This window comes from Microbacterium sp. bgisy189, assembly GCF_057707225.1.
In genome coordinates this window covers 131,024-157,853 of sequence record NZ_JBYIPT010000008.1, presented here as the reverse complement: position 1 = coordinate 157,853, position 26,830 = coordinate 131,024, and the positions used below count along the sequence as shown (strand labels likewise).

The following is a 26,830-nucleotide window of genomic DNA, read 5'->3' as shown; positions in this document are numbered from 1 at the left end:
GCCCAAACCCCCCGACGCGGCGGACGCTCCCGCTACACGCTGACGATGTCGGACGCGGCCTGACGCCCGCACAGCCCCGACCCCGCGACGGGTTCGCCGTCGTCTACACCGGCACCCAACGCTCCACCGACCGCCGCGTCGCCGTCAAAATCGACTCGCGCATGATGGACGACGAGCGCAACCGCCGCCGCTTCCTCCGCGAAGCCCGCGCCGTCAGCCGCATCAGCGGCCACCCCCACGTCGTCGCGCATTGCGGGTCACAGTGCCGCTCACCCGCCATATGCGACCCGAAGTCGGTCAGATCGGGCACCCGACGCGCCGAAACAGCACGGCACCCACCCCGTAGACTTGGCGGCATCCCCCGGCACCCCTGAACTTTGGAGTCACGCCGCGTGAGCACCCCCGTCGCAGACACCGTTGAGAACGCCGTCGCCACGCCGGAGAAGGAGCAGCCGTACGGCGCCCTCGGCCTCAAGGCCGACGAGTACGCCCAGATCAAGCAGATCCTCGGCCGCCGCCCCACCTCGGGCGAGCTGGCGATGTACTCGGTCATGTGGAGCGAGCACTGCTCCTACAAGTCGTCGAAGATCTACCTGCGCCGCTTCGGCCAGAAGGTCAGCGACGAGATGAAAGAACGCCTCATGGTCGGCATGGGCCAGAACGCCGGCGTCGTCGACGTGGGCGAGGGCTGGGCGGTCACCTTCAAGGTCGAATCGCACAACCACCCCAGCTACATCGAGCCGTTCCAGGGCGCCGCGACCGGCGTCGGCGGCATCGTCCGCGACATCATCTCGATGGGCGCCCGCCCCGTCGCCGTCATGGACCAGCTGCGCTTCGGCGCCATCGACCACCCCGACACCGCCCGCGTCGTGCACGGTGTCGTCAGCGGCATCAGCTTCTACGGCAACTGCCTGGGCCTGCCCAACATCGGCGGCGAGACCGTGTTCGACGCCGTCTACCAGGGCAACCCGCTCGTCAACGCCCTCGCGGTCGGCGTCATGCGCCACGAAGACATCAAGCTCGCCAACGCCACCGGCGCCGGCAACAAGGTCGTGCTCTTCGGTGCACGCACCGGCGGCGACGGCATCGGCGGCGCGTCGATCCTGGCATCCGACACCTTCGCCGACGGCGGCCCCACCAAGCGCCCCGCGGTGCAGGTGGGCGACCCGTTCGCCGAGAAGGTGCTCATCGAGTGCTGCCTCGAGCTGTACCAGGGCGAGCTCGTCGAGGCGATCCAGGACCTCGGCGCCGCCGGCATCTCGTGCGCCACGAGCGAGCTCGCCGCCAACGGCGGATCGGGCATGCGCGTGGATCTTGAGAACGTGCTGTTGCGCGACCCCACGCTCACGCCGGAAGAGATCCTCATGAGCGAGAGCCAGGAGCGCATGATGGCGATCGTCGCTCCCGAGAAGCTCGACGCGTTCCTCGCGGTCGTCGCCAAGTGGGATGTCGAGACGAGCGTGCTCGGCGAGGTCACCGGCGACGGCCGCCTGCAGATCTTCTGGCACGGCGAGCAGATCGTCGACGTCGACCCCTCGACGGTCGCCGTCGACGGCCCGGTGTACGAGCGCCCCGTCGCCTACCCGACCTGGATCGATGCGCTGCGCGACGACTCGGCATCCGCCCTGCCGCGCACCGACGACCCCGACACGCTGCGCCAGCAGTTCACCCAGCTGGTCGCGAGCCCCAACCTCGCCGACACGTCGTGGGTCACCAACCAGTACGACTACTACGTCATGGGCAACACCGCCCTGAGCTTCCCCGACGACGCCGGCATGATCCGCGTCGACGAGGAGAGCGGCCTCGGTTTCGCAATCGCGACCGACTGCAACGGCCGCTACTGCCAGCTCGACCCGTACGCGGGTGCGCAGCTGGCCCTCGCCGAGGCGTACCGCAACGTCGCCGTCACGGGTGCCGTCCCGACCGCCGTCACGGACTGCCTCAACTTCGGCAGCCCCGAGAACCCCGAGGTCATGTGGCAGTTCGAGCAGGCCGTCGACGGCCTGGCCGACGGATGCCTCGAGCTCGGCGTGCCGGTCACCGGCGGCAACGTCAGCTTCTACAACCAGACCGGCGACACCCCGATCTTCCCGACGCCCGTCGTCGGTGTGCTCGGCATCATCGACGACGTCGCCCGCCGCATCCCGTCGGGGTGGCAGGATGCCGGCGAGAACATCTACCTGCTGGGTGTCACCTCGACTGAGCTGAGCGGTTCGCAGTGGGCCGGCACCATCCACGGTCACCTCGGCGGTCACCCGCCGGCCGTCGACCTGCAGAACGAGCGCAAGCTCGCTGACCTGCTGCACGCCGCCGGTCAGCAGGGTCTTGTCTCGGCCGCGCACGACCTGTCGTCGGGCGGGCTCGCGCAGGCTCTCGCCGAGGGCGTCATGCGCTTCGGCGTCGGCGCCCGCGTGTGGCTGCGCGAGATCATGGAGCGCGACGGCGTGGATGCCGCGACCGCCCTGTTCAGCGAATCCACCGGTCGCGTGATCGTGTCGGTGCCGCGCGAGGAGGACGTGAAGTTCCGCGGCCTGTGCGACGGACGCGGCTACCCGGTGCTGCGCATCGGCGTCACCGACGTCGCGGCCGACGGCGACGAGCCGGCGCTCGAGGTGCAGGATATCTTCACCGTGCCGCTGACCGAGCTCCGCGAGCAGTCGCGCGGCACGCTGCCGGCCGCCTTCGGTCCCGTCATCGAAGAGGTCAGCGCATGAGTGACCTCGACGAGTACTCGGGCTTCGCCGACAAGCGCGCCACGCGCATGAAGGTCATCGCCTGGTCGGTCATCATCTCGATGATCCTCGTCGGCGGCGGCGCGACGGTGCTCGCCCTGCTCTTCGGCTGAGCTCGTTCCGGTCGTTGAGCGAGCGCAGCGAGACGAACCGTCGGCCCGGGGCTGCGTTTCGTCTCGTCGCTGCGCTCCTCGCTCAACGATCGGGTGTCGCGCGGTAGCGTGGCGGGCACGACGAGGGATGGAGGACGACGATGTCCGACCAGGTCTACCTGTTCATCGCGTTGGGCGTGTACTTCGCCGGCATGCTGCTGATCGGCTACTTCGCCGCCAGGCGCACGAAGACGCATGAGGACTACATGCTCGGCGGGCGCAACCTGCCGCCGTGGGCTGCGGCGCTGAGCGCCGGGGCATCCGACATGTCGGGTTGGCTCGTGATGGGTCTGCCCGGTGCGATCTACGCCGCCGGGCTCATCGAGGCGTGGATCGCGATCGGCCTCACGATCGGCGCGTACCTCAACTGGCTGCTCGTCGCCCCGCGCCTGCGCGCCTACACGGAGGTGAGCGCGAACTCGATCACGGTGCCGAGCTTCTTCGAGAACCGGCTGAAGGACCGCACCCGGCTGCTGCGGATCCTCTCCGCGGTCATCATCCTCGTCTTCTTCACGCTTTACATCTCGTCGGGCATGGTCGCCGGCGGGGTGTTCTTCGAGAGCGCGTTCGACGGCGACTACCTCGTCGGCATGCTGCTGGTCACGATCGTGACCCTCGCCTACACACTGTTCGGCGGGTTCCTGGGCGCATCGCTGACCGACGTCGCGCAGGGCCTCATGATGCTCACGGCGCTGATCGTGGTGCCGATCGTCGCGATCACCCAGCTCGGCGGCATCGCCGCCGTCGGCGAGACGCTCACCGAGGTCGAACCCGCCCATCTGTCGATGTTCGGCGGCGAGGAGTTCACCGGCGTCACCCTCATCGCGATCATCTCGGCGCTCGCGTGGGGGCTCGGCTACTTCGGGCAGCCGCACATCATCATCCGGTTCATGGCACTGCCGAGTGCAGCCGCGGCCAAGCCCGCGCGTCGCATCGGCATGACCTGGATGGTGCTGTCGATGCTCGGCGCCGTGGTGTCGGGTCTGATCGGCGTCGCGTTCATCGCCGACCGCGGCATCGACCTCGCCAACCCTGAGACGATCGTGCTGCTCATGTCGCAGACGCTGCTGCATCCACTGGTCGCGGGCCTCGTGCTCGCCGCCGTGCTCGCCGCGATCATGTCGACGATCTCGAGCCAGCTCGTGGTGTGTTCGTCGGCCCTCGTCGAAGACCTGTTCCGGGTCATGCGCAAGACGCCGCCGAGCGACCGGATGCTGGCCTACCTCGGCCGGGGCTGCGTGCTGGCCGTGGCGGTCATCGCGGCGCTGCTGGCGATCAGCCCGAACGACACCATCCTCGGACTGGTGTCGTTCGCGTGGGCCGGGTTCGGTGCGAGCTTCGGGCCGATCATCCTGCTGAGCCTGTTCTGGCGTCGCCTGTCGACGTGGGGCGCGCTTGCGGGCATGGCCACCGGCGCGGTCATCGTCTTCACGTGGGGCCTGCTGAACACCGGCATCTACGAACTGCTGCCCGGCTTCGTCGGCGCGCTGCTCGTCGCGATGCTCGTCAGCCTCGCAACGCACAAGCCCGACGAGCGCATCGAACGCGAGTTCACCGACACGCAGGCGATCGTCGTCCAGAAGGCCTGACCCCGAGCACCCCCGATCCTGAGAGATGTTCAGGCGCGCTGGCTAGGCTGGGCGCGTGGATCCGCTGTGGGCATCGGTCGCAGAGCTGTGGTGGATCGCGCCCGCGGCCGTCGGCGCGGGAACGCTCGGATTCGTGGGGGTGCGCATGGCTCGTCGTGACACCGCCCGCCGGCTCGCGTACGACGCCGCACGCGTCGAGCTCGCCAAAGCCCGCTCGGCGGTCACGTCGTCTCGCTCGGCGGTGCGCATCGCGCGCGCCGAGGTCGCCCGTGTGCAGGCCGAGCGTGCCGCATCCCGCGCCAGTGCGCGCGATGTGAGCACCGCCCGCCGCGAACTGCAGACCGCGCAGCGCGACGCGCGTGCCGCGAGTGCGACCGTCCGCGCCCGCCGCGCCCAGCTCACCGCCGCGCGCGCTGCCCTCGGCGACCGCGCCGCACCTCCGCCGCTCGACGCGCTGCGCACCCGGCACGATGCGATCACGGCGCGCTGGATGGAGTACGAGACCGACCCGGCCCGCCTCATCGCGTTCCCCGCCATGAGCGACGCGAAGGTGCCGACGACCTCGGTGTTCCTCGAGGTGCGCGCCCGCGCGTCGCACGCCCGCCCGAAACCGGATGCCAGGGTCTCGCCCGACGAGTACGCCGCGTACCGCGATGCCGTCGTCGACCTGGAGCGCACGTTCGAGGCGGCCGAGAAGGAGGCGTGGCGGCAGGCTCGGGCGAGCGGCGCCGTGCCGGCCGAGCAGCCGGCGTGGACCGTCGCCGCACAAGACGTGCTGGCCCGGTCGACCGACGCGCTGGCCCGTGCAGCCGAAGCAGCCGCCGAACTGATCGAGTCGCGCCGCACGGCCCGCGACGAACGCGCCCGAACCGAGCCCGGACGAGCCGATCCCACCCAGACGACTCGCCCGCCGAGCGCCCCGCCGCAGGACGCACCGCCGCCGTCCGGAGCGCCGGCATCCGACGTGCCACCGCCCCCGACCGCACGCCCGATCTGGCCGGTCCCATCACGCACCGATCGCCGCCCCCGCGACTGACGCCACGAGCTCCCCGCGTAGCATGGCAACGTGGACGCGTTCTTCAACTTCCTCGGGAGCTACTGGTGGCTCGCGTTCCCGCTCATCGGGGCGTCCGGCGCGATCCTCGGGCGCTGGGACTACTACGCCAAACGCCGCCACAAGCGTCGCCTCGAAGTGCTGCGCGCCAAGGCCGAGATCGCGGGGGCGAAGACCGCGGCACGGGCGTCGGAGCCGAAGCCCATCACCAAGCCCGCGCCACTGCCGAATCAGCTCGAGAAGCTGTTCGCGACGCACGACGAGGTGACGGCGCGCTGGCTCGATTACGAACTCGACGTGGCGAAGCTCATCGCCTTCCCCGCCATGAGCGACGGCCGCCAAGACCTCACCGCCGCCTTCTTGCGGGCCAAGAAGATCGCCGACCGGCTGCGCCCCGATTCGGTGGATGCCAAGGTCACCCCCGACCAGGTCACCGAATACCGCGCCGCCGTCACCGACTACGAGGTCGCGTTCGACCTCGCCGAACGCGAGGCGCGCCGCACGAAGGACGCCGGGTTCACCGAGGTCGAGCGCAAACGCCTCGGCACGGCGCAGCGGCTGCTCGCGACCGCCGTCGACCAGGCCGCGACACCGGCCGAACGTCACCTCGCCTATCGGCGCGTGCGTGAAGAGCTCGACGGGCTCATCGCCCTCTCTGACGAGGCGGTCGAGGTGCTCGAGAAGCGCGTCGGCCTGCAGCTGGAGCAGCGTCCGTCCACCCCCGCGAACCCACACAAAACGAACGAACCCTCACGTTCTGCGCGTGCAGAACGTGAGGGTTCGTGAAGAGCGTGAGGGTTCGCGGCAACTACCGCGCGCCCCTTACTCCGCGATGAGGGTGTCGAACGCGTCGGGGTTCGCCTCGATCCACGCGTCGACCGCTTCGGTCTCCTTGCCCTCGCCGTACTCGTTGACGACCATGTCTTCGAGCGACGCGTACTGCGCGTCGTCGAGCTGGATGCCGGCGATCAGCTCGGCCGCCTCCGGGTACTCGTCGGCAAGGCCTGCGGTGCCGAGGAAGTGCAGCGCCTCGGGCTCGCCCATGGCGCCCTTCGGGTCTTCGAGGTCCTTCAGGCCGTAGGTCTCGTTGGCCCAGAACGGACGCCACGAGGTCACGACGATGTCCTCCTCGGCGCTCGTGGCGGTGTCGAGCTCGGCGAGCATGGCCGCCGTCGACGAGGTCACCAGCTCGTACTCGTCACCCAGCTCGTAGGCGGGGATCATCGAGTCCTGCGTCTGCGCGGTCAGGCCCGCACCGGGCTCGATGCCGATGATCTTGCCGTCGAAGCGGTCGGCGTTGCCGGCGAGGTCTTCGATCGAGTCGATGTCGACGTACTCGGGCACCGCGATCGTGAGCTTGGCGCCCTCGTAGTACGCGCCGAGGTCTTCGATCTGGTCGCCGTACTTCTCCATGTACGAGGCGTGGGTCAGCTCGGGCCAGGCCGACGGGTAGATGTCGACGTCACCCTGGGCGAGCCCGGTGTACAGGGGACCGGCCTCGGTGAGCTCTTCCATCTCGACGGTGTAGCCGAGCTTGGTGAGCTGGTCCTCGAGCAGGTACGCGGTGCTGAGCCCGTCGGTCCACGACGGCAGGAAGCCGAGCGTGATCGTGCCGAGACTCTCGGTGCCGCCCTCCTGCGAGCCGCCCTCGGTCTGGTTGCCGCTCGCGCAGCCGGCCAGGGTGAGGGATGCGACGGCGCCGAGCGCCAGGGTTGCTGTGAGGTGTCGCTTGTTCATGTGATTCCTTTCCGTATGGATTCGTTCGTTCCGTATAGGTGTGTGGTGCGGCCGTAGACCGGTCAGACGGTGCCGCCTGCGAGCACGGGCTCAGGAGCCTGCGCGGCGCGACGCGTCGTCGATGCCGCCGTCCGTCGCCGACCGAGGAGTGCCCGCAGAGAGCTGTCGTATGCACTCGGCTGACCGAGCGCGGCGCTCAGGCGATCGAGGTAGACGGCCAGCAGCACGACGCTGAGCCCCGCCTCGGCGCCCTTGGCGATGTCGACGGTCGACATCGCCTGCACGACCTCCTTGCCCAGGCCGTCGGCACCGGCCATGCCGGCGATGACCGCCATCGACAGGGCGAGCATGATGACCTGGTTGACGCCGGTCATGATCGTCGGCATCGCCAGCGGCAGCTGCACGCCGCGCAGGATCTGCCCCGGGGTGGCGCCGAACGCCATGCCCGCTTCGACCGTCTCGGCATCCACGCCTCGAATGCCGAGCTCGGTCAGTCGCACGCCCGGGGGCAGCGCGAAGATGACGGTCGCGACAAGGCCCGGCACGTCGCCCAGGCTGAAGAACACGATCGCCGGGATGAGGTAGACGAGCCCCGGCATGGTCTGCATGAGGTCGAGCACCGGCTTGATGATCGCGCTGAAGCGGTTGCTGCGCGCCGCGAGGATGCCGACGGGCACCGCGATGACGACGGCGATCAGCGTCGCGACCACGACGAGCGCGAGGGTCTGCATCGCGCCGACCCACTGCCCCATCGCCAGGATGAGGACGAACGAGATGGCGGTGCCGATCGCGAACTTCCACGAGCGCACGAACCAGCCCAGCAGCGCCGCGATGATGACGAACACGACGATCGGCAGGCTCAGCAGGGCGCCGGTGAGCGATTCGATCAGCCAGCCCAGGCCGTCCGAGATCGCCGACAGCAGCCAGGCGAGGTTGTCGCGGATCCAGTCCACGATCGCCTCGGCCCACTCGCCGACGGGAATGCGGAATCCATCCATCAGCGCACCTCCTCACTTTCGCCCGACACGGCTTCGACGACGGCCTCCGCGAGCACCTCGTCGATCAAGGCGTGCGGCACGGGCTCGGGCAGCACGGGAATCTCGGTCGTGTCGGTGGTCTGCGGGCCGAGCGCGGTCAGCAGCGTGATGCGTGGGATGACGCCGACCAGGCGACCCTCGGCATCGGTCACTGCGAGCGGCAGCGGCGACTCGGCGGCGGGCACGAACAGGTCGGCCAGCACGTCGTCGACGCCGACGCTCTGCGGCGCCGGGCGCAGGGCACCGCGCAGGTCGCTGTCGCCCCGACGCACGAGCTTGAGGGCGTCGCGGTCGGTGACGATGCCGATGAGCTTTCGCGCACGGTCGGTCACGTACACGGCGGCCATGCGGGCATCGCGCATCGTGCGAAGCGCCGTGCGGGGGCCGGCCGATTCGGCGACGACGGCGGGGCTCGGGCGCTCCATGACGTTCGCGGCCGTCAGCACGCGGGCACGGTCGACGTCTTGCACGAACTGCTCGACGTAGTCGTTGGCGGGGTCGGTGAGGATGTCTTCGGGTGTGCCGATCTGCACGATGCGACCGTCGCGCATGACCGCGATGCGGTCGCCGAGGAACATCGCCTCGTTGAGGTCGTGCGTGATGAACACGATCGTCTTCTGCAGGCTCTGCTGCAGTTCGAGCAGCTGCTCCTGCATCTCGCGGCGGATGAGCGGGTCGAGGGCGCTGAACGCCTCGTCCATCAGCAGGATGTCGGTGTCTGCGGCGAGCGCGCGGGCGATGCCGACGCGCTGCTGCATACCACCCGACAGCTCCGAGGGCAGCTTGTCGCCCCAGCCCTCGAGCCCCACGAGCGAGAGGATCTCTTCGGCCTTCGCGAGCCGCTCGGCCTTCGCAACGCCGCGCAGTTCGAGCGGGTAGGCGACGTTGGCGGCCACGGTGCGGTGCGGCAGCAGTGCGAAGTGCTGGAACACCATCCCGATGCGCTCACGGCGGATGCTGCGCAGCCGGTTCGCCGGCACGTCGGTGATGGGGTCGCCGTGGATGAGCACCGAACCGTCGGTCGCGTCGTGCAGACCGTTGAGCATGCGGATGATCGTCGACTTGCCCGAGCCCGACAGGCCCATGATCACGAAGATCTCACCGCGCTCGACGGTGAACGACGCGTCGATGACGGCGGCGGTGCCGGCGTCGGCCACCTCGGACCGCGTCTGGCCGGCTTTGAGGCGCTTGATGGCGTCTTTCGGGTTGCGCCCGAAGACCTTGAACAGATTCCTCGCTTCGACAGCGGGTGCAGAACTCACAGATCTCGCCTCAGCGGCCGCGCGTACAGGCCGCATCTCGGTCACGCCCGGGTCGGTGGCATCCGGTGCAACGGCCTGCGTGTCAGGGGAGGACACGCGCTCACTGCACAGCGGCGACGTACATCGGGTTCGTCGCCCAACTCACCGACCATACGTCCGTCGTGCGGGCCTCGGGTGCCTCAGCGTTCGACGTGCGCGGACTGGTCGTTCGGGGCACACGGCCCTCTTTCCACGGTAACGAGGTCGATCTGCAAGTGCAAACCGGGGAGATTCGAGCAGAACGCTTGACAGCGCGGCATCCATCGTTGCATGGTTAGTTAGTCAAGTAAGTAACCGACCAAGTACGAGGAGGTCCGGTGTGATCGAAGAAGGCCGACCACTGTTCCTGCAGATCGCAGAGACCGTGGAGGACTCGATCCTCGCCGGCGGCCTGGCCGAGAACGACCAGGCGCCGTCGACGAACGAGCTCGCCGCCTTCCACCGCATCAACCCCGCGACCGCCGCAAAAGGAGTCGCGATGCTCACCGACAAGGGTGTGCTCGTCAAGCGCCGCGGCATCGGCATGTTCGTCGCCGAAGGCGCCCGCGACCTGCTCCTGGCAGAGCGGCGCGAGGCGTTCGCCGACCGCTTCCTCGACCCGCTGCTCGCCGAGGCGCGCAAGCTCGGCCTCGACCCCGACGACCTCGCTCTCCTCCTGCGGGAGCGGGCCACCAACACGGAAGGAAACCCCCGATGACGAGCGTGATCGAGGTGTCGAACCTCACCAAACGCTACCGCCGCAAGACGGCCGTCGACGCGGTGTCGTTCTCCATCGAGAAGGACACCATCTACGGCCTGCTCGGGCGCAATGGCGCCGGCAAGACCACCATCATGTCGATCCTCACGGCACAGAACTTCGCCACCTCGGGCGACGTGCGCGTCTTCGGCGAGCACCCCTACGAGAATGCCCGCGTGCTCAGCCGCATGTGCTTCGTTCGTGAGAGTCAGAAGTACCCCGACGACGCCACCCCGACCCACGCGTTCCGCATGGCGCGGCTGTGCTTTCCGCACTGGGATCAGGCCCTCGCCGACCGGCTCATCGCCGACTTCCAGCTGCCCATGAAGCAGCGCATCAAGAAGCTCTCGCGCGGGCAGCTCAGCGCCGTCGGCGTCATCATCGGACTGGCATCGCGCGCCGAGATCACCTTCTTCGACGAGCCGTACCTCGGCCTCGATGCCGTCGCCCGACAGCTGTTCTACGACCGACTGCTCGAGGACTATGCCGACCACCCGCGCACCATCATCCTGTCGAGCCACCTCATCGACGAGGTCGCGAACCTGCTCGAACGCGTGCTCGTCATCGACAACGGCCGCATCATCATGGACGAGACCACCGAAGACGCACGGGCCTCCGCCGCGACCCTCGTCGGCGACGCCGCGCTCGTCGAATCGTTCATCGCCGGCCGCGAGATCATCCACCGCGAATCGCTCGGCCACGTCGCCAGCGTCACGGTGCTCGGCGGGCTCTCGCCACAGGAGCGGCGCGAAGCCCAGGATGCCGGTCTCGACCTCGCCCCGGTCTCGCTGCAGCAGCTGATCGTGCGCCGCACGCAGCACGCCGCCGGCACCGCCGACATCACCGAAGGAGCCCTGTCATGACCACGGTCGACGCCGCAGCGTACGCTGCTGCCCCCGCCGCGCCGCGCGGCCGCATCTTCAACGTCGTGCGCCTGCAGTACGTCAACCGGCAGACCTTCATCTGGGTGCCGCTCATGGTGCTGGGGGCGTCGTGGCTCATCTCGCTGATGATCTACGGCATCCTCCACAGCGCCGGCATCCCCAACGTCAACGAGACCGGCAACGGCGACGGCAGCGTCATCGGCGGCGGCGCGCAGGCACCCATGTGGTACTACCTCGCCGTCGGCATTCAGGCATTGTCGCTGACGTTCCCGTTCTCGCAGGCAGTGAGCCTGACGCGGCGGGAGTTCTTCCTCGGATCGCTGCTGGCCGCCGCCATCAGCGCCGCCGGGATGGCGTTCGTGTTCGTCGGCCTCGGCCTCATCGAACAGGTCACGAACGGCTACGGGCTCAACGGCTACTTCTCATACCTGGGCTGGGTGTGGGCGGCGGGCCCGGTCGGCGCATGGTTCGCGTACTTCACGACGATCATGCTGTTCTTCGTGCTCGGCTTCTGGTTCGCCATCGTCTACAAGCAGTACGGCGCCGCGTGGCTCACCGCGATCATCATCGCGATCGCGCTCCTGCTCGTCGGGCTGATCGCCCTGTTCACGTGGCAGCAGATGTGGCCGGAGGTCGGCGCGTGGCTCGCGACGACCGGCATCGTCGGCCTCACGCTGTGGGAGGTGCTCCTCGGCGCCGCCCTCGGGCTCGGCTGCTTTCTCACCCTCCGCCGCGTCCCGGCCTGACCGGGCGCATGCGGCACGAGGCCGTCGGGCTACCGCTCGGCGGCCTCGGTGTGGTGGCGGATGACCTCGGCCACCACGAAGTTGAACCACTTCTGGGCGAACTCAGGATCGAGGTCGGCCTGCTCGGCGAGCGCACGCAGGCGCGCGATCTGCTGCTCCTCGCGAGACGGGTCGGATGCCGGCATGCCATGCTCGGCCTTGAGCACGCCGACCTGCTTCGTGCAGCGGAAGCGCTCCGCGAGCATGAAGATCAGCGCCGCGTCGATGTTGTCGATACTGGCCCTGAGGCTGTGCAGCTGAGCGGTGGCGTCGGTCATGGTTCCTCCCGGGTCCGACCCTACCGCCCTAGAGTGTGACCATGACCGACGAAGCGTCGTCCCCCGGCCGCCCGAGCCTGCGACGGATGCTGCGCCGTGGCGAACCCGTCACCGGCGTCGACGCAACCGTCGGTACGGCCGCGGCACCCGATGCGCCGCCACCGGGACGGACGGTCTGGGCGTTCCTGAACCGGCCGTTCGCGATCGGCTTCTTCCTCGTGCTCGGCGGACTCGTCGCAGTGCTGCTCGGCATGGCCGTGAGCCAGCTGGTCACGGTGTGGATCTACATCGCCTTCGCGCTGTTCGTCGCGCTCGGCCTGGATCCGGTGGTGCGCCGGCTGCAGCAGGGCAAGCTGTCGCGTGCGGGCGCCATCGCGATCGTCTATGTGCTGTTCGCGATCTTTCTGGCGGCCGTGCTGTGGCTGATCATTCCGACCGTCGCGACGCAGGTGGCCGCGTTCATCTCCGACCTGCCCACGACGATCGAGTCGTTCGAGCAGACCGCGTTCTACACCTGGGTGACCGCGCAGCTCGGCGACTCGGTCTCGTCTCTGCTCTCCGAGCTCGAGAGTCTGTTGACCGATCCGAACAATCTCGCGGCGATCGGCGGCGGGGTGCTGCAGGTCGGGGTGTCGGTGGTCTCGACGCTGTCGGGCATGCTGATCGTCATTGTGCTGAGCCTGTACTTCGTGGCGACCCTGCCGCAGATCAAGCAGACGTTCTACCGGCTGGCACCGGCGCGCACTCGCCCGCTGCTCGGGGAGCTCACCGAAGAGATCACGGCGTCGGTCGGCAGCTACCTTGCGGGCATGGTGATCCTCGCGTTCTTCAACGCGCTGTTCACGTTCTTGCTCTACCTCGCGCTGGGGCTGCCGTTCCCGCAGCTGCTGGCGGTGATCGCGTTCTGCATCACGATCATTCCGCTCGTCGGACCCGTGCTGTTCTGGGTGATCGGCTCCCTCGTCGCACTCATCTCCGACCCGCTGCTCGCACTGATCTTCGCGGGCGTCTACCTCCTGTACATGCAGATCGAGGCATACGTCATCACGCCGAGGGTCATGAACAAGGCGATCTCGGTCCCCGGCTCGCTCGTCGTCATCGGTGCACTGGTCGGCGGCACGCTCATGGGACTGCTCGGGGCACTCGTCGCCATCCCGGTGACGGCCTCGATCCTGCTGATCCTCAAGAAGGTCATCATCCCGAAGCAGGACGCCAAGGTGTGACATGCCCGACGAGCTCGCCCTGTTGCGGCGCCGTGCCTACGGCCCCGACTCGGGCGCGCTGACGCCGACCGAACGCGCCCGACTGGCAGAGCTCGAAGACCAGCACCGCCTCGCCCACCCGCACGCCGGATCGCAACACACGGCATCTCCGGCATCCAGATCGGCACCCGCTGCGCCCAGTGCGGTCGTGATCGGTGCGCGCAGTCGGTGGCCCGTCGTCGCCCTCGGCGCCGCATTGCTGCTCATCGGGATCGTCGCCGGCCTCACGGCCGCCCCGTTCCTGCCGCGGGCCGGCATCCAGGCGTCGAACCCGTCGGCCACCCCCGACGCACCGATCTCCTTCGCCGAACGCGAGCGAGAGCTCTCGGCCCTCGGCCCGTGGGATGCCGGATCGCTGCGCCCCATGGTCTCGATCCGCGACGACGACGTCTGGTGGGCCACACGCGACGACGGCAAGACGACCTGCGTGCTCGTGTCGTGGGTCGGCGAAGAGCTGCAGATGTGCGGACCGACCCACGTCGTGCGCGAGAACGGGCTCGTCTCGGGGTCGTACTCCTACAGCGACGACGGCGAATGGCGCCGCGGCACGACGCTGCACGTCAACCCCTACACGGGCCTGTTCGTCGTCGGCGCCGAACCCTGAGCCCCGCCGGCAGCCTACGCGCGGTCCGGCAGCAGGCGGGTCGGCGATGGGGTCGCTGTCCGGTGACGTACACGCGAGGGGATGCCGGTGCGCTCGTCGAACCCGAGCGAGACGACCTCGTCGGAACGCTGGCCCGCGACCACGATCGCATCGCGTTCGATGAGGTGATGCCGCGGCCAGTCGACCCCCGAATCGGCGAGCGCGACGGGCGCGAACTCCGCGCCGCCACCGCCGACGCGGAGCACCGCGAGTGTGTTCGATCCGCGCAGGGCCGACACGACGAACTCGCCGTCACGCGACAACGCGATCTCGGCCGCCGTGTCGGTGTCGGGCGCCCCCGGTGCCAGCGGGGCTCCCCCCGCGATGCGCCACGTTCCCGCGCCGTCGGAGGCGAGCGCGAACAGCTCGCGTGAAAGCTCGGTCACGACATACAGGTGCCCGCTCGGATGCCACACCATGTGGCGCGGACCCGACCCCTTCGGCAGCACGACGGTCTGCACCAGCCGCAGCCCGTCGCCGGTGACCCGCCACAGGCGCACGACGTCGCGCCCCATGTCGGTCGTCGCCGTGAGCCCACCGGGCAGGAACACCGCCTGGTGCGCGTGGGACGGGCGCGGCTCGGCGCGTTTCGTCTCGCTGCGCTCGCTCAACGGCCGGGGAGTACGTTCGCCGGGCGACCCGGGAGGGCTTCCGCCGAGCAGCTCGTCGTACTCCTCGCCGACAGCCGCGCGCAGCGCCTCGCGTGCGGCCGCAACCTCGTCCGCGTCGGGCTCGACCGGATCGACGACAGCACCATACGGGTCGATGACCTCGGGCGCGATCGACGCACGCCCGAGCCGGCCATCGGCATCCAGCGGCAGTCGCACGACCCGACCGTCACCCCAACACGACGCCAGCAGCATCGTCCCGTCCGGCGATGGCGCGACGTGGCAGACCGCCGATCCGACCGCGACCGGCGCGGCAAGCGGCTCGAACCGCTCCTCGCCCGTGCGCAGATACGCCTGCACCATGCCGGCGCCCTCGAGCGCGGCGTACAGCACATCGAGCGACGGATGCCACGCGATCCACGACGGCGACATCGCGGCGACGGCATCCGGGCCGACACCCAGCGGACCCGACGCGAGCGGCGAGTCGACCGCGCCGGCATGCAGCACGCCGATGCCGGTCGCCTGGCCCTGCATGTCGGCGCCGTACGCGCCGAGGAACAGTCGCACCGCGCGGGTCAGTCGACGAGGTCGTGACGCACGACGACCGCGTCACGCGCCGCGCCGACACCGATCACCGAAATGCGGGTGCCGCTCATCGCCTCGAGCGCGAGCACGTAGTCCTGCGCCTCGAGCGGCAGGTCTTCGAACGTGCGGGCACCCGAGATGTCTTCCTTCCACCCCGGGAAGTACTCCAGGATCGGGGTCGCATGGTGGAAGTCGGTCTGGTTGACCGGCACCTCGTCGTAGCGCACACCGTCGACGTCGTACGCGACGCACACCGGAATCTGGTCGAGTCCGGTGAGGATGTCGAGCTTGGTGAGCACGAGGTCGGTGATGCCGTTGATGCGCGTCGCATACCGGGTGATCGGGGCGTCGTACCAGCCGACACGGCGCGGACGCCCCGTCGTCGTGCCGAACTCGAACCCGCGCGAGCGCAGGAAGTCGCCGTTCTCGTCGAACAGCTCGGTCGGGAACGGACCCGACCCGACCCGCGTCGTGTACGCCTTCACGATGCCGACGATGCGGTCCAGGCGGTTCGGACCGACGCCCGAACCGGTCGCCGCGCCACCGGCCGTCGCCGACGACGACGTCACGAACGGGTAGGTGCCGTGGTCGATGTCGAGCATCGTGGCCTGACCGCCCTCGAAGACGACGACATCACCGGCATCCAGCGCCTGGCCCAGCAGCAGCCCCGTGTCGGCGACCATCGGACGCAGCCGGTCGGCATACGACAGCAGGTCTTCGACGACCTCGTCGACGGTCACGGCGCGACGGTTGAACACCTTCACGAGCAGGTGATTCTTCTGATCGAGGGCGCCCTCGACCTTCTGGCGCAGGATGTTCTCGTCGAAGAGGTCCTGGATGCGGATGCCGACACGGTTGATCTTGTCGGCGTAGCTCGGACCGATGCCGCGACCGGTCGTACCGATCATGCGCTTGCCGAGGAAGCGCTCGGTGACCTTGTCGAGCGTGCGGTGGTACGACGTGATGACGTGCGCACTCGCGCTCACGCGCAGCCGCGACGTGTCGATGCCGCGAGCCTGCAGCGCGGTCAGTTCGTCGAAGAGCACCTCGAGGTCGATGACGACACCGTTGCCGATGACGGCGTTCACGCCGGGCGAGAGGATGCCGCTGGGCAGCAGGTGCAGGGCGTACTTCTCATCACCGATCACGACCGTGTGACCGGCGTTGTTGCCGCCGTTGAACTTGACGACCCAGTCGGTGCGCTCACCGAGGAGGTCAGTGGCTTTGCCCTTGCCCTCGTCTCCCCATTGCACTCCGACGATGACGATGCCTGGCATGCCTACTCCCCCGTTATCGGACGGTTAGACCCCATCCTATCGGGCCGGGTGCCCGGCACCGACGTGCGGTCATCAGCGGCGCCAGTCCTCGATCGAGCGGCGCGAGCGCATCACCTGACGGAGTTTCTGCAGCACGTACTCGAGGGCGTCCGACTCGGTGTCGAACACGCGCAGCGTGCGGCCCATGGCCCCGCCCCGCTCGTCGGACACCCATACCCGCCATGCGCCGTGATCGTCGCGCGCGAGGACGACGGCGTCCGTCGCCACCGTGCCCACTCCGTACAGCACGGGCGAGTCCAGCGCCTCGTCGCGCACGATCGCCTGCAGCTGTCCGACATCCACCCGCCCATTCTCGTCGCGGCAGCCACGCTGACGACGTCGTCTCCGCACGGTGCTCCGCGCGCTATCGTTCGCTCATGCGTACCCGAACGTGGCCGACGGTGTGCTCGCCCTGCTCGCTGCCGTCGTGTGGTTCTGGATGCGGCCGCATCACGAGCAGCGCGAGCCGCGAGGCATCGCGCTGGCACTCGCGGTGGCGACCACGTGCCTCCTCATCACGGGCGTGGTCTACAACATCCTGCTGCGTCCCCTGCCGAACAACGCGGACGACCACGTCGCGTGGGCGAACGAGATCGTGCACGTCGTGGCTCCGGCGTTCCTGCTGCTAGACCTGCTCATCGCCCCCACCCGCCGCGCGCTGCCCTGGCGGTCGGTGCTGGCCGTCCTCGCCGTGCCGAGCATATGGATCGCCTACACGCTGCTGCGGGGGCCGTTCGTCACCGACCCTCGGCTCGGGGTCGCGTTCTGGTACCCCTACCCGTTCCTCAACCCGAACGGCGTCGCAGGCTGGGGCGGGGTGTGGGCCTACGTCGCGGGTATCGCCGCCGCCTTCGTCGCGGTCGGCTCCTTCGTGGTGTGGATCTCGCGTCTGCGCGGGCGGGAACGCGAGGCATCCCCCGCCGTCGTCCCCGCGACCCCCTGAGTCGTCAGCGCCCCGAGGACTCGCGCACGATCAGGTGCGTGGGCAGCGGGGTGTCCTCGGTGAGACCGTCGGGCTCCTCCACCGCGAGCAGGACCTTCTGCATCATGAGCTCCCCGAGCGCGCGGAAGTCCTGCCTGACGGTCGTCAGCGGCGGCGACAGGTACGCCGCCTCGGGCACGTCGTCGAACCCGACCACTGCGACGTCCTCCGGCACCCGCAGGCCCCGCGCGCGGAGGGCCGACAGCAGCCCGATCGCCATGTGGTCGTTGCCGACGAAGACGGCGTCGCCCGGCTCGACGGCAAGGGTGCGGCCGATCTCGAACCCGCTCGCGGCCGACCAATCGCCGTGCACCGGTTCACCGGCGGACAGTCCGTGCGCGGCGAGCTCGTCCCGCCACCCGCGGATGCGCTCGACCGCGTCCGGATTGCGCACCGGTCCTGCGATGTGCAGGATGCGTCGGTGCGCCAGTTCTGCGAGGTGGCGGACCGCCGAGCGCGCACCGCGGTACTGGTCGATCGACACGAGGGACGGGTGCCGTCGCTGCGTCGCCGCCGCGGCGACCATCGGCACTCCGAGGTCGAGGCCGCGGACGACCTCGAGGACGCCGAGGTCGGTCACGACCAGGACGATCGCGTCGACGCGCTGGCGCAGGAGGCCCTCGACGACCGAGCGGACGCTCGCCGGGTCGGTGTCGGGCGATGTGACCGAGTCGACGGAGTACCGCTCGACGCGCGCCGCGACGTTGAAGTGCATCGCGATGGACGTCGGCCCGAAGTCCGCCGTGCCCGGCGTGATCAGCCCGATGGTCCGGGTGCGCTTGGAGACGAGCGCGCGGGCCGCCGGCGACGGGCTGTAGCGCAGCTGCGCCATCGCCTGCTCGACCCGCGCGCGGGTGGCGGGCCGGACGTTCGGCAGGTCGTTGAGCACCCGCGAGACGGTCTGGTGCGAGACGCCGGCGAGGCGCGCGACGTCGAAGATGTTCGCGGACTTCGCACCGCGCTCGTCGCTCACGACTCGTCCTCGGGTCGGGCCACGAGCGCCAGCAGCGAGTCGACGGTGAGCGAGTCCGCCGGAATGGTGTCGACGAGTCGACCGCCCCGCATGATCGCGATGCGGTTCGAGACCCGCAGCACCTCCTCGAGCTCGGCCGAGATGAACAGCACCGACAGGCCGTTGTCGGCGAGGTCGGCGACGAGCCGCTGGATCTCGACCTTCGCGCCGACGTCGATGCCGCGGGTCGGCTCGTCGAGCACGAGCACCCGGGGCGAGAGTGCGAGCAGCCGCGCGAGCAGCACCTTCTGCTGGTTGCCGCCCGACAGGGTCCCCGCCGGCCGGTCCGGATCGGCGGGACGGATGTCGAGCGCCTCGATCCAGCTCACTGCGAGCTCGCGCCGGCGGGCGCGGGTGAGCCGGTGCAGGATGCCGCGATCGGCCTGCAGCGCGAGGGTGATGTTGTCCTGCACGCTGAGCTCGCCGATGATCCCCTCGGTGCGCCGGTTCTCGGACGAGTAGACGATCCCCTGCCCGATCGCCCGTCGCGGCGTCGCGAGCACGGCGGGCGCACCGCGGACCTCGATCTCACCGGCATCCGGTCGATCCACCCCGGTCAGCGCGCGCGCCAGTTCGGACCGTCCCGAACCGAGCAGCCCCGCGAGACCCACGACCTCGCCCTCGCCGATCGCCAGGGTGGCCGAGGTCAGCCCCGTCCCCGAGACGAGGCCGCGTCCGGCGAGGGCGACGGGAGAGGATGCCGCGGCATCCTCCCGCTGGTGGACGTCGAGCTCGTCGGCCCCGCGTCCGAGCATCTTCTCGACGAGGTCGATGCGCAGCAGCTCGGTCGGCACGTACTCGCCGATGCGGCGGCCGCCGCGCAGCACCGTGATGCGGTCGCAGATCTCGTAGACCTGGTCGAGGAAGTGCGAGACGAACAGCACCGCGACACCGCGGGAGGTCAGTTCGCGGATGACGCGGAAGAGCTCGGCGACTTCGTCGAGGTCGAGGCTCGAGGTCGGCTCGTCGAGCACCACGACACGGGCGTCGACCGAGATGGCCCGCGCGATCGCGACGAGCTGCTGGATCGCCAGGGAATGCCGCGACAGTCGCGTGCGGGGGTCGATGTCGAGCCCCAGCCCCTCGAGGATCTCGCCCGCGCGGCGGTGCGTCTCGCGCCAGTCGATCGCCCCGAACCGCCTGCTCTCGCGTCCCAGCAGCACGTTCTCGCCGACCGAGAGGTTCGGCAGCAGATCGATCTCCTGGTAGACGGCGCTGATGCCCGCGGCGAGCGCATCGGCGGGCGAGGCGAAGTGCACCGGCTCACCGCCGACGCGGATCGTCCCGGCATCCGGTCGCAGCGCACCCGTAATCGCCTTGATGAGCGTCGACTTGCCGGCGCCGTTCTCGCCCATCAGCGAGTGGACCTCGCCGGGCAGCAGACGGAAGTCGACGGCGTCGAGCACCGTCTCGGAGCCGAAGCGAACGGTCGCGCCGGTCACCTCGACGACCGGCGCGACCGCTGCTTCGCGCGCATCCATACGGACCATCATGCCCGCGGTGAGCTCCCCACGAGCGTCACCGCGACGTTCGCGCGGTCCGCGCCACGAGCAGGCGCTGCACGACGACGAAGACGAGCAGCAGTGCTCCGATCGTGATGCGGGTCCACGACTGGTCGACTCCGAGGAAGGAGATGACCGTCTTGATGGTGCCGTAGACGAACACGCCGATCATCGATCCGAGCACGAACCCGCTGCCGCCCGTGAGCAGCGTGCCGCCGATCACCACCGCGGCGATGGTGTCGAGCTCGGTACCGATGCCGTTCAACGGGTAGGAGGCCCCGGTGTACGCCGTGAAGACGACACCCGCGAGTCCCGCGCACACACCGCTGATGACGTACGCGAGCAGCTTCGTCCGCACGACCGGCAGACCCATGAGGCGCGCGGACTGCTCGTTGCCGCCGATCGCGTAGATCGTGCGTCCGAAGCGGGTGAACTGCAGGATCAGGATGCCGGCGAGCACGACCAGCAGCGCCAGGATGCCGGTCGGGGTCAGGTAGAAGCTGCCCGGCCCGCCCTGCATGCGGGTCGACTGCAGCCACAGGATGGCGGGCTCCTCGACGCGGATCGACGACAGGCTCACCATGAACGCGAGACCGCGCGCCGCGAACATGGCCGCGAGCGAGGCGATGAACGGCTGCACCCCGAAGTACTGCACGAGCACGCCGACGAACAGACCCATGAGGGCGCCGAGGACCAGCATGACCGGGATGACGAGGGCCACCGGCATCCCCTGGCTCAGCATGCTGGCACCCAGCATGCCGGTGAAGGCCATCACGGCGCCGACCGACAGGTCGATGCCGCCGGTGAGGATGACGAAGGTCATGCCGACGGCGAGGATCAGCAGGTACGCGTTGTCGAGCAGCAGCGCCGACAGCACGCGCGGGGTGACGAAATTGCCGAAGTAGGCCTGCGCCCCGATGAGCATCGCGACGAGGATGACGACGGCCGCGAAGACGGGCACCCACGAGGCGTGCCGGCTGCGGAAGCGCTGGACCGTGTCGGCGAAGCCGCCGGTGCGTCCGAGGTCTGCGGTGATCGCGCTCACGAGGCCACCTCCACGGTGCGACGGGTGCCGCCCCGGACGGCATCGGCTCCCTTGGCGAAGAGGGACCGCGTGCGCGGGGACTGCACGAGGACGACGATCACGACCACGATGGCGAGGAACAGCGGGCTGACCGCCGGCGGCACCCCGAGGAAGGTGATCGTCGACTTGAGGGTCTGGATCGTGAAGACGCCGACGACGGTGCCGGCGATCGTGAACTTGCCGCCCATGAGGCTCGTGCCGCCGAGGACGACCGCGAGGATCGCGTCGAGCTCGATGTAGAGGCCCGCGGCGTTCGCGTCGGCCGCCATGATGTTGGACGAGTAGAGGATGCCGGCGAAGCCCGCCAGCAGACCGCTCGCCGCGTACGCGCCCCAGACGATGCCGCGCGAGCGGACGCCGGCGAGGCGGCTGGCCTCGGGGTTGATGCCGACGGCCTCGGTGAGGACGCCGAGCGCGGTGCGCCGCTGCAGGACGGCGACGATGACGATCGCGACGACCGAGACGTAGAACGCGAACGGCAGACCGACGAGGTACCCCTGCGCCATGAAGCGGTACGGCGCGCTCGTGATCGTCGTGATGAAGCCGCCCGTGATGAGGAGGGCGACGCCGCGGCCGGCGAGCATGAGCACGAGGGTCGCGATGATCGGCTGCACCCCGACGACGGCGACGAGGAAGCCGTTCCAGACACCCAGCACGAGGGCGACCCCGACGGCGAGCGCGATCGCGATGAGCACCGTCGAGAGGTCCTCGGGTGCCGGCGACGACGAGATGAAGGTGAGGGCCACCGCGCCCGAGACCGCCATGATCGCGCCGACCGAGAGGTCGATGCCGCGCGTCGCGATAACGATCGTCATGCCGAGCGCGACGAGCATGAGCGGTGCGCTGTTGCGCAGGATGTCGATGAGCGGCCCGTAGAGCTGACCGTTCTGCACCGTGATGGAGATGAACGAGGGACGAGCGATCGTGTTGACGATCACGAGCACGAGCAGTGCCGCGATCGGCCAGACGAGGCGGTGCGCCAGGAAGCGCTTGAGTGTCGGGTTCATGCCGCTGTCTCCGGGTTGAGGCGGGACGTCGTCGTCTCGCCGGACTCTTGCGCGATGAGGGCGACCAGGTCGTCGACGGTCACGTCGGTGGCGTCCAGTTCGCCGATCTTAGAACGGTCGCGCAGCACCACGATGCGCTGCGCGATGCGGACGACCTCCTCGAGCTCCGAGGAGATGAAGACGACCGAGAGCCCCTCCGCCGAGAGCTCGGCGACCTTGCGCTGGATGTCGGCCTTCGCGCCGACGTCGATGCCGCGTGTCGGCTCGTCGAGGATGATGAGCTGCGGCGCGGTGGCGAGCCAGCGCGCGAGCAGTACCTTCTGCTGGTTGCCGCCCGAGAGGTTGCGCACGAGTGCGTTCGGGTCGGCGGGGCGGACCCCGAGCGCCGAGATGTACTCCGACACGATGGCGTCGCGCTCGGCGCGGCCGATCGGGCGCATCGCTCCGCGCTTGGCCTGGATGCCGAGGACGATGTTCTCGGCGACGGTCAGGTCGGCGATGATGCCCTCGGCGCGACGGTCCTCGCTCGAGAACGCGATGCGCTTGTCGATCGCGTTCCGCGGGTTGGTGATGCGTGCGGCATCCCCCCGCACTTCGTGGGTGCCCGCGTCGGCGCGGTCGGCGCCGTAGACGAGGCGGACGAGTTCGCTGCGTCCCGAGCCGAGCAGACCCGCGATGCCGACGACCTCGCCCTCGTAGACCTCCATGTCGACGGGTTCGATGACGTTCTTGCGGCCCAGGCCCGCGATACGCAGGACGGGCGTCGCGGTGCGGTCGATCTCGCGCTCGGCCGAGCGCGAGAGGGCCTCGAGCTCGTCGAGCTGCCGGCCGATCATCTTGGCGATGAGTTCGCCGCGGGGAAGCTCGGCGGGCAGATACTCGCCCACCAGCTGGCCGTTGCGCAGCACCGTGAGCCGGTCGGAGATCTCGTAGACCTGGTCGAGGAAGTGCGTGACGAAGAGGATGGCGACGCCGCGGTCGCGGAGACCGCGGACGACGGCGAACAACTGCTCGACCTCGCTGCGGTCGAGGCTCGAAGTGGGCTCGTCGAGCACCAGCACCCGGGCATCGGCGACCGTCGCCCGGCTGATCGCGACGAGCTGCTGCACCGCGATGGAGTGCGACGCGAGCGCCGAGCGCGGGTCGATGTCGAGGCCGAGGGCGGCGAGGTACCGCGTCGCCTCGCGGTGGGTGGCCCGCCAGTCGATGAAGCCCGCCCGGCGCACCTCGCGGCCGAGCATGACGTTCTCGCCGACCGAAAGGTTGGTGCAGAGGTTGACCTCCTGGTACACCGTGGAGATCCCGGATGCCTCGGCGTCGGCCGTCGAGCGGAACACCCGCTGCTCGCCGGCCACCTCGGTCGTCCCGCCGTCGATGGCGTACACGCCCGTCAGCGCCTTGATGAGCGTCGACTTGCCGGCGCCGTTCTCACCCATGAGGGTGTGGACCTCGCCGGCGCGCAGCGTCAGGTCGACCCGTTCCAGGGCGAGCACGCCCGGGAACCGGATGGTGACGTCCCGCATCCGCACGACCTCGTCATGCGCGGGGATGGTGGCCGGGGACTCCGGCGGGGCTGCGACATCGACCATGAGGCGCACCTTTCCGTGGTGACCGCCGGGGACCGGAATCCGGTCCCCGGCGGTGGTTCGGTGATCCGTACGGACCGTGGGGGGTTAGTCGATCAGTAGGGGCGGGAGTCGAGGACCTCGGCGGCCTGCTCCTGCGTGAACGACTGGTCCTCGACGATCGTGCGCTTCTCGACCTCGCCGCCGGCGACGACGGCCTTGACGAGCTCGGCGGCCTTGTCACCGAGGAGCGGGTTGCACTCGACGATGAAGTTGAACTCGCCGTTCGCGAGGGCGGTCATGCCGTCCTTCACCGCGTCGATGGTGACGATCTGGATGTCCTTGCCGGGTGTCAGACCCGCCGCCTTGATGGCGTCGAGGGCACCCAGGCCCATGTCGTCGTTGTGCGCGAAGAGGACGTTGATCTCCTTGCCGTACTTCTGCAGGTAGCCCTCCATGACCTTCTTGCCGCCGTCGCGGGTGAAGTCACCGGTCTGCGAGTCGAGCACGTTGACGTCGGTGCCTTCGATCGCCTCGTTGAAGCCCGTCGCCCGGTCGAGCGCGGCCGACGAACCGGTCGTGCCCTCGAGGACCACGAGGTTCGCGCCCTTGCCGTCGAAGTTCTCCTTGACCCACTCGCCGGCGGTGCGACCCTCCTGCTCGAAGTCGAGGCCGACCCACGAGGCGTAGAGGTCCTCACTGGCCGAGACGGTGCGGTCTTCGAGGATGACGGGGATCCCGGCATCCTTCGCCTCCTTCAGGACGTCGTCCCAGCCGTCGACCGTGATCGGCGCGATCACGATGGCGTCCACACCCTGGTTGATGAAGTTGCGGACGGCGGAGATCTGCGCCTCCTGCTTGTTGTCGGCCGCGTTGAAGATCAGCTCGAAGCCGTTCTCCGCCGAGAAGGCCCTCTTCATCGACTCGGTGTTGGCGGCGCGCCAGCCCGACTCGGATCCGGTCTGTGCGAACCCGACCTTGATGACGTCGTCACCACCGCCGCCCCCGTTGCCCCCGGCTCCGGGAGCCGCGCCGCCGGCGCAGCCTGTTGCGACCAGCGCGAATGCCCCCAGCATGGCTGCTGCGGCGAAAACGCTCTTCTTCATCCCAAAACCTCCTTGTTCGGGTCCGGCTCACCGCCGGTGTTCCGGGCCGCCCTGGCCTTCGGATGCTCGAATGTTAGCCTTCACATTTCTCGCAGCGCTAGATTGTGAGCGATAACATTCCGGTAACACGGCGGGCGGGCAGGGCTACACCTGCGCGGGCGCCAGGCGGCCCGGTCCAGGCGATGTGAGCATTCACATCCCGGCGCACCGACCTGCCGAGCGGAGATTCTCGCCGACACACCGCCCCCCGGCATCCGTTCCCCCGCGTGTCGCCCCGGATCTCCGCCGCAACCGCCCGCGCGTAACCGCGCCGGGGGCCGGACCGCCCGCTCGATAGGATGGAGGCCATGTCGAAGGTCCTTCAGTCCCTGCCCATCGGCGAGCGCGTCGGCATCGCCTTCTCGGGGGGTCTCGACACCTCCGTCGCGGTCGCGTGGATGCGTGACAAGGGCGCCGTCCCCTGCACCTACACCGGCGACCTCGGCCAGTACGACGAAGACGACATCGCCTCGATCCCCGGCCGCGCGCTGCAGTACGGCGCGGAGGTCTCTCGCCTGGTCGACTGCAAGCCGATGATGGTCGAAGAGGGGCTGGTTGCGCTGCAGTGCGGCGCGTTCCACATCCGCTCGGGCGGTCGCACCTACTTCAACACGACACCCATCGGCCGCGCCGTCACCGGCACCCTGCTGGTGCGCGCCATGAAGGACGACGGCGTCGACATCTGGGGCGATGGCTCCACCTACAAGGGCAACGACATCGAGCGGTTCTACCGCTACGGCCTGCTCGCCAACCCGTCGCTGCGCATCTACAAGCCGTGGCTCGATGCCGACTTCGTCACCGAACTGGGTGGCCGCCAGGAGATGAGCGAATGGCTCGTCGCGCACGGGTTCCCGTACCGCGACTCGGCTGAGAAGGCCTACTCCACCGACGCGAACATCTGGGGCGCGACCCACGAGGCGAAGACCCTCGAGCACCTCGACGTGTCGCTCGAGACGGTCGAACCGATCATGGGTGTGCGCTTCTGGGACCCGTCGGTCGAGATCGCGACCGAAGACGTCTCGGTGACGTTCGAGGGCGGACGCCCCGTCGCGATCAACGGCGTCGAGTACGCAGATGCCGTCGAACTCGTCAAGGCCGCGAACGAGATCGGCGGTCGCCACGGCCTCGGCATGAGCGACCAGATCGAAAACCGCATCATCGAGGCGAAGTCGCGCGGCATCTACGAGGCCCCCGGCATGGCGCTGCTGTTCATCGCCTACGAGCGCCTCGTCAACGGCATCCTCAACGAAGACACCCTCGCGACCTACCACGAGCAGGGCCGGCGTCTGGGCCGCCTCATGTACGAGGGCCGCTGGCTGGAGCCGCAGTCGCTCATGCTGCGCGAGTCGATCCAGCGCTGGGTGGGTTCCGCGATCAGCGGCACCGTCACGCTGCGCCTGCGCCGCGGCGAGGACTACACGATCCTCGACACGACCAGCCCGAACCTGTCGTACGCGGCCGAGAAGCTGTCGATGGAGCGCGTCGGCGACGCCGCCTTCGGCCCGATCGACCGCATCGGCCAGCTCACGATGCGCAACCTCGACATCGCCGACTCGCGCGCCCGCATGGAGCACTACGCGAGCCTGGGCCTGATCGGCGGAGCGACGGCAGAACTGATCGGCGAGCTGCAGGCAGGCGGCGCCGCCGAGATCACCGAGCACGCCGCTCCCTACGACGCCGACCGCGAGGACCTCGCCGAGGCCGTCGACGCCGCCGGCGAATCGGCATCCTTCGACTTCGGCGCAGACTGACCCGTGTGATGGCCCTGCGCGTCGAGATTCCGACGCCACACCCGATCACGGACACCCCGTTCGAGATGGGTCACCCGGCTGGC

The 26,830-nt window shown here is 69.4% G+C and carries 26 protein-coding genes; 12 read left to right on the top strand and 14 right to left on the bottom strand.

Annotated features, from left to right (window positions below):
* Positions 1-32: 32 nt before the first annotated feature.
* Complete coding sequence (locus AC3ENX_RS11465; RefSeq protein ID WP_434812005.1) at positions 33-251, bottom strand: hypothetical protein; 219 nt, start codon at positions 249-251, stop codon at positions 33-35.
* Between the two features lie 141 nt (positions 252-392).
* Here AC3ENX_RS11465 and purL point away from each other — a divergent pair, with 141 nt between their 5' ends.
* From purL to AC3ENX_RS11440, 5 genes are all read left to right on the top strand, one after another.
* Entirely contained in the window at positions 393-2,714 is a 2,322-nt protein-coding gene (purL, locus tag AC3ENX_RS11460; RefSeq protein WP_434812004.1) for a phosphoribosylformylglycinamidine synthase subunit PurL, read from the top strand.
* Positions 2,711-2,845 carry a hypothetical protein gene (locus AC3ENX_RS11455; RefSeq protein ID WP_434812003.1) on the top strand — a complete coding sequence of 45 codons (135 nt, stop codon included), beginning with the start codon at positions 2,711-2,713 and terminating at the stop codon, positions 2,843-2,845. Before purL ends, AC3ENX_RS11455 begins: the two co-directional genes overlap by 4 nt.
* Before the next feature lie 140 nt (positions 2,846-2,985).
* Positions 2,986-4,473, top strand: a complete 1,488-nt coding sequence (gene putP / locus AC3ENX_RS11450; protein WP_434812002.1) for a sodium/proline symporter PutP — start codon at positions 2,986-2,988, stop codon at positions 4,471-4,473.
* A gap of 55 nt (positions 4,474-4,528) precedes the next feature.
* The gene (locus tag AC3ENX_RS11445) at positions 4,529-5,509 is read left to right on the top strand and encodes a hypothetical protein (protein ID WP_434812001.1); all 981 of its coding nucleotides are present in this window, start codon (positions 4,529-4,531) and stop codon (positions 5,507-5,509) included.
* A gap of 30 nt (positions 5,510-5,539) precedes the next feature.
* Positions 5,540-6,313 (top strand): hypothetical protein, encoded by a 774-nt coding sequence (locus AC3ENX_RS11440; RefSeq protein WP_434812000.1) that lies wholly within the window; start codon positions 5,540-5,542, stop codon positions 6,311-6,313.
* A 36-nt stretch (positions 6,314-6,349) separates the two neighbouring features.
* Here AC3ENX_RS11440 and AC3ENX_RS11435 read toward each other — a convergent pair whose 3' ends face one another.
* The 3 genes from AC3ENX_RS11435 to AC3ENX_RS11425 form a co-directional block, all read right to left on the bottom strand.
* Positions 6,350-7,264, bottom strand: coding sequence for a glycine betaine ABC transporter substrate-binding protein (locus AC3ENX_RS11435; protein ID WP_434811999.1), 915 nt, complete (start codon positions 7,262-7,264; stop codon positions 6,350-6,352).
* 62 nt (positions 7,265-7,326) lie between these two features.
* Positions 7,327-8,262 carry an ABC transporter permease gene (locus AC3ENX_RS11430; RefSeq protein ID WP_434811998.1) on the bottom strand — a complete coding sequence of 312 codons (936 nt, stop codon included), beginning with the start codon at positions 8,260-8,262 and terminating at the stop codon, positions 7,327-7,329.
* Positions 8,262-9,599 (bottom strand): quaternary amine ABC transporter ATP-binding protein, encoded by a 1,338-nt coding sequence (locus tag AC3ENX_RS11425; protein ID WP_434812013.1) that lies wholly within the window; start codon positions 9,597-9,599, stop codon positions 8,262-8,264. Before AC3ENX_RS11425 ends, AC3ENX_RS11430 begins: the two co-directional genes overlap by 1 nt.
* A 322-nt stretch (positions 9,600-9,921) precedes the next feature.
* Here AC3ENX_RS11425 and AC3ENX_RS11420 point away from each other — a divergent pair, with 322 nt between their 5' ends.
* The 3 genes from AC3ENX_RS11420 to AC3ENX_RS11410 are packed head-to-tail and all read left to right on the top strand — an operon-like array spanning position 9,922 to position 11,968.
* Positions 9,922-10,299, top strand: coding sequence for a GntR family transcriptional regulator (locus AC3ENX_RS11420; RefSeq protein WP_434811997.1), 378 nt, complete (start codon positions 9,922-9,924; stop codon positions 10,297-10,299).
* On the top strand, positions 10,296-11,201 hold the full coding sequence (locus AC3ENX_RS11415; RefSeq protein ID WP_434811996.1) for an ABC transporter ATP-binding protein: 906 nt from the start codon (positions 10,296-10,298) through the stop codon (positions 11,199-11,201). Before AC3ENX_RS11420 ends, AC3ENX_RS11415 begins: the two co-directional genes overlap by 4 nt.
* Positions 11,198-11,968, top strand: a complete 771-nt coding sequence (locus tag AC3ENX_RS11410) for a hypothetical protein (RefSeq protein ID WP_434811995.1) — start codon at positions 11,198-11,200, stop codon at positions 11,966-11,968. Before AC3ENX_RS11415 ends, AC3ENX_RS11410 begins: the two co-directional genes overlap by 4 nt.
* A 29-nt stretch (positions 11,969-11,997) precedes the next feature.
* On the opposite strand, the gene AC3ENX_RS11405 is transcribed toward AC3ENX_RS11410, so the two are convergent.
* Positions 11,998-12,285 (bottom strand): chorismate mutase, encoded by a 288-nt coding sequence (locus AC3ENX_RS11405; protein WP_434811994.1) that lies wholly within the window; start codon positions 12,283-12,285, stop codon positions 11,998-12,000.
* A gap of 41 nt (positions 12,286-12,326) precedes the next feature.
* Here AC3ENX_RS11405 and AC3ENX_RS11400 point away from each other — a divergent pair, with 41 nt between their 5' ends.
* Complete coding sequence (locus AC3ENX_RS11400; protein WP_434811993.1) at positions 12,327-13,508, top strand: AI-2E family transporter; 1,182 nt, start codon at positions 12,327-12,329, stop codon at positions 13,506-13,508.
* A 1-nt stretch (position 13,509) separates the two neighbouring features.
* Complete coding sequence (locus AC3ENX_RS11395; RefSeq protein ID WP_434811992.1) at positions 13,510-14,151, top strand: hypothetical protein; 642 nt, start codon at positions 13,510-13,512, stop codon at positions 14,149-14,151.
* 14 nt (positions 14,152-14,165) lie between these two features.
* Here AC3ENX_RS11395 and AC3ENX_RS11390 read toward each other — a convergent pair whose 3' ends face one another.
* From AC3ENX_RS11390 to AC3ENX_RS11380, 3 genes are all read right to left on the bottom strand, one after another.
* Positions 14,166-15,365 (bottom strand): lactonase family protein, encoded by a 1,200-nt coding sequence (locus AC3ENX_RS11390; RefSeq protein WP_434811991.1) that lies wholly within the window; start codon positions 15,363-15,365, stop codon positions 14,166-14,168.
* An 8-nt stretch (positions 15,366-15,373) separates the two neighbouring features.
* Positions 15,374-16,660, bottom strand: coding sequence for an adenylosuccinate synthase (locus AC3ENX_RS11385; protein WP_434811990.1), 1,287 nt, complete (start codon positions 16,658-16,660; stop codon positions 15,374-15,376).
* A gap of 72 nt (positions 16,661-16,732) precedes the next feature.
* Positions 16,733-17,002 carry a hypothetical protein gene (locus AC3ENX_RS11380; RefSeq protein ID WP_248170665.1) on the bottom strand — a complete coding sequence of 90 codons (270 nt, stop codon included), beginning with the start codon at positions 17,000-17,002 and terminating at the stop codon, positions 16,733-16,735.
* A 49-nt stretch (positions 17,003-17,051) separates the two neighbouring features.
* Between AC3ENX_RS11380 and AC3ENX_RS11375 the strand changes: the two genes are divergently transcribed.
* Positions 17,052-17,642 (top strand): Pr6Pr family membrane protein, encoded by a 591-nt coding sequence (locus AC3ENX_RS11375; protein ID WP_434811989.1) that lies wholly within the window; start codon positions 17,052-17,054, stop codon positions 17,640-17,642.
* Positions 17,643-17,646: 4 nt separating this feature from the next.
* On the opposite strand, the gene AC3ENX_RS11370 is transcribed toward AC3ENX_RS11375, so the two are convergent.
* From AC3ENX_RS11370 to AC3ENX_RS11345, 6 genes are all read right to left on the bottom strand, one after another.
* A complete protein-coding gene (locus tag AC3ENX_RS11370) occupies positions 17,647-18,654 on the bottom strand; it encodes a LacI family DNA-binding transcriptional regulator (protein ID WP_434811988.1) in 1,008 nt (335 codons plus the stop codon).
* Positions 18,651-20,174 (bottom strand): sugar ABC transporter ATP-binding protein, encoded by a 1,524-nt coding sequence (locus tag AC3ENX_RS11365; protein ID WP_423719484.1) that lies wholly within the window; start codon positions 20,172-20,174, stop codon positions 18,651-18,653. Before AC3ENX_RS11365 ends, AC3ENX_RS11370 begins: the two co-directional genes overlap by 4 nt.
* A 37-nt stretch (positions 20,175-20,211) precedes the next feature.
* Complete coding sequence (locus tag AC3ENX_RS11360) at positions 20,212-21,240, bottom strand: ABC transporter permease subunit (protein WP_064002850.1); 1,029 nt, start codon at positions 21,238-21,240, stop codon at positions 20,212-20,214.
* Positions 21,237-22,286, bottom strand: coding sequence for an ABC transporter permease (locus AC3ENX_RS11355; protein ID WP_434811987.1), 1,050 nt, complete (start codon positions 22,284-22,286; stop codon positions 21,237-21,239). The genes AC3ENX_RS11360 and AC3ENX_RS11355 overlap by 4 nt, the downstream gene beginning before the upstream one ends.
* Complete coding sequence (locus tag AC3ENX_RS11350; protein ID WP_434811986.1) at positions 22,283-23,875, bottom strand: sugar ABC transporter ATP-binding protein; 1,593 nt, start codon at positions 23,873-23,875, stop codon at positions 22,283-22,285. Before AC3ENX_RS11350 ends, AC3ENX_RS11355 begins: the two co-directional genes overlap by 4 nt.
* Before the next feature lie 92 nt (positions 23,876-23,967).
* A complete protein-coding gene (locus AC3ENX_RS11345) occupies positions 23,968-24,957 on the bottom strand; it encodes an ABC transporter substrate-binding protein (RefSeq protein WP_434811985.1) in 990 nt (329 codons plus the stop codon).
* Between the two features lie 347 nt (positions 24,958-25,304).
* Here AC3ENX_RS11345 and argG point away from each other — a divergent pair, with 347 nt between their 5' ends.
* Positions 25,305-26,747, top strand: coding sequence for an argininosuccinate synthase (argG, locus tag AC3ENX_RS11340; protein ID WP_434811984.1), 1,443 nt, complete (start codon positions 25,305-25,307; stop codon positions 26,745-26,747).
* Positions 26,748-26,830 lie beyond the last annotated feature (83 nt).

Coding starts and splice junctions, on each gene's coding strand:
- AC3ENX_RS11465 (WP_434812005.1), bottom strand. CDS start 251: ATGCGCGACGACGTGGGGGTGGCCGCTGATGCGGCTGACGGCGCGGGC.
- AC3ENX_RS11455 (WP_434812003.1), top strand. CDS start 2,711: ATGAGTGACCTCGACGAGTACTCGGGCTTCGCCGACAAGCGCGCCACG.
- putP (WP_434812002.1), top strand. CDS start 2,986: ATGTCCGACCAGGTCTACCTGTTCATCGCGTTGGGCGTGTACTTCGCC.
- AC3ENX_RS11435 (WP_434811999.1), bottom strand. CDS start 7,264: ATGAACAAGCGACACCTCACAGCAACCCTGGCGCTCGGCGCCGTCGCA.
- AC3ENX_RS11430 (WP_434811998.1), bottom strand. CDS start 8,262: ATGGATGGATTCCGCATTCCCGTCGGCGAGTGGGCCGAGGCGATCGTG.
- AC3ENX_RS11425 (WP_434812013.1), bottom strand. CDS start 9,599: ATGCGGCCTGTACGCGCGGCCGCTGAGGCGAGATCTGTGAGTTCTGCA.
- AC3ENX_RS11415 (WP_434811996.1), top strand. CDS start 10,296: ATGACGAGCGTGATCGAGGTGTCGAACCTCACCAAACGCTACCGCCGC.
- AC3ENX_RS11410 (WP_434811995.1), top strand. CDS start 11,198: ATGACCACGGTCGACGCCGCAGCGTACGCTGCTGCCCCCGCCGCGCCG.
- AC3ENX_RS11405 (WP_434811994.1), bottom strand. CDS start 12,285: ATGACCGACGCCACCGCTCAGCTGCACAGCCTCAGGGCCAGTATCGAC.
- AC3ENX_RS11400 (WP_434811993.1), top strand. CDS start 12,327: ATGACCGACGAAGCGTCGTCCCCCGGCCGCCCGAGCCTGCGACGGATG.
- AC3ENX_RS11395 (WP_434811992.1), top strand. CDS start 13,510: ATGCCCGACGAGCTCGCCCTGTTGCGGCGCCGTGCCTACGGCCCCGAC.
- AC3ENX_RS11385 (WP_434811990.1), bottom strand. CDS start 16,660: ATGCCAGGCATCGTCATCGTCGGAGTGCAATGGGGAGACGAGGGCAAG.
- AC3ENX_RS11365 (WP_423719484.1), bottom strand. CDS start 20,174: ATGGATGCGCGCGAAGCAGCGGTCGCGCCGGTCGTCGAGGTGACCGGC.
- AC3ENX_RS11355 (WP_434811987.1), bottom strand. CDS start 22,286: ATGAACCCGACACTCAAGCGCTTCCTGGCGCACCGCCTCGTCTGGCCG.
- AC3ENX_RS11350 (WP_434811986.1), bottom strand. CDS start 23,875: ATGGTCGATGTCGCAGCCCCGCCGGAGTCCCCGGCCACCATCCCCGCG.
- AC3ENX_RS11345 (WP_434811985.1), bottom strand. CDS start 24,957: ATGAAGAAGAGCGTTTTCGCCGCAGCAGCCATGCTGGGGGCATTCGCG.
- argG (WP_434811984.1), top strand. CDS start 25,305: ATGTCGAAGGTCCTTCAGTCCCTGCCCATCGGCGAGCGCGTCGGCATC.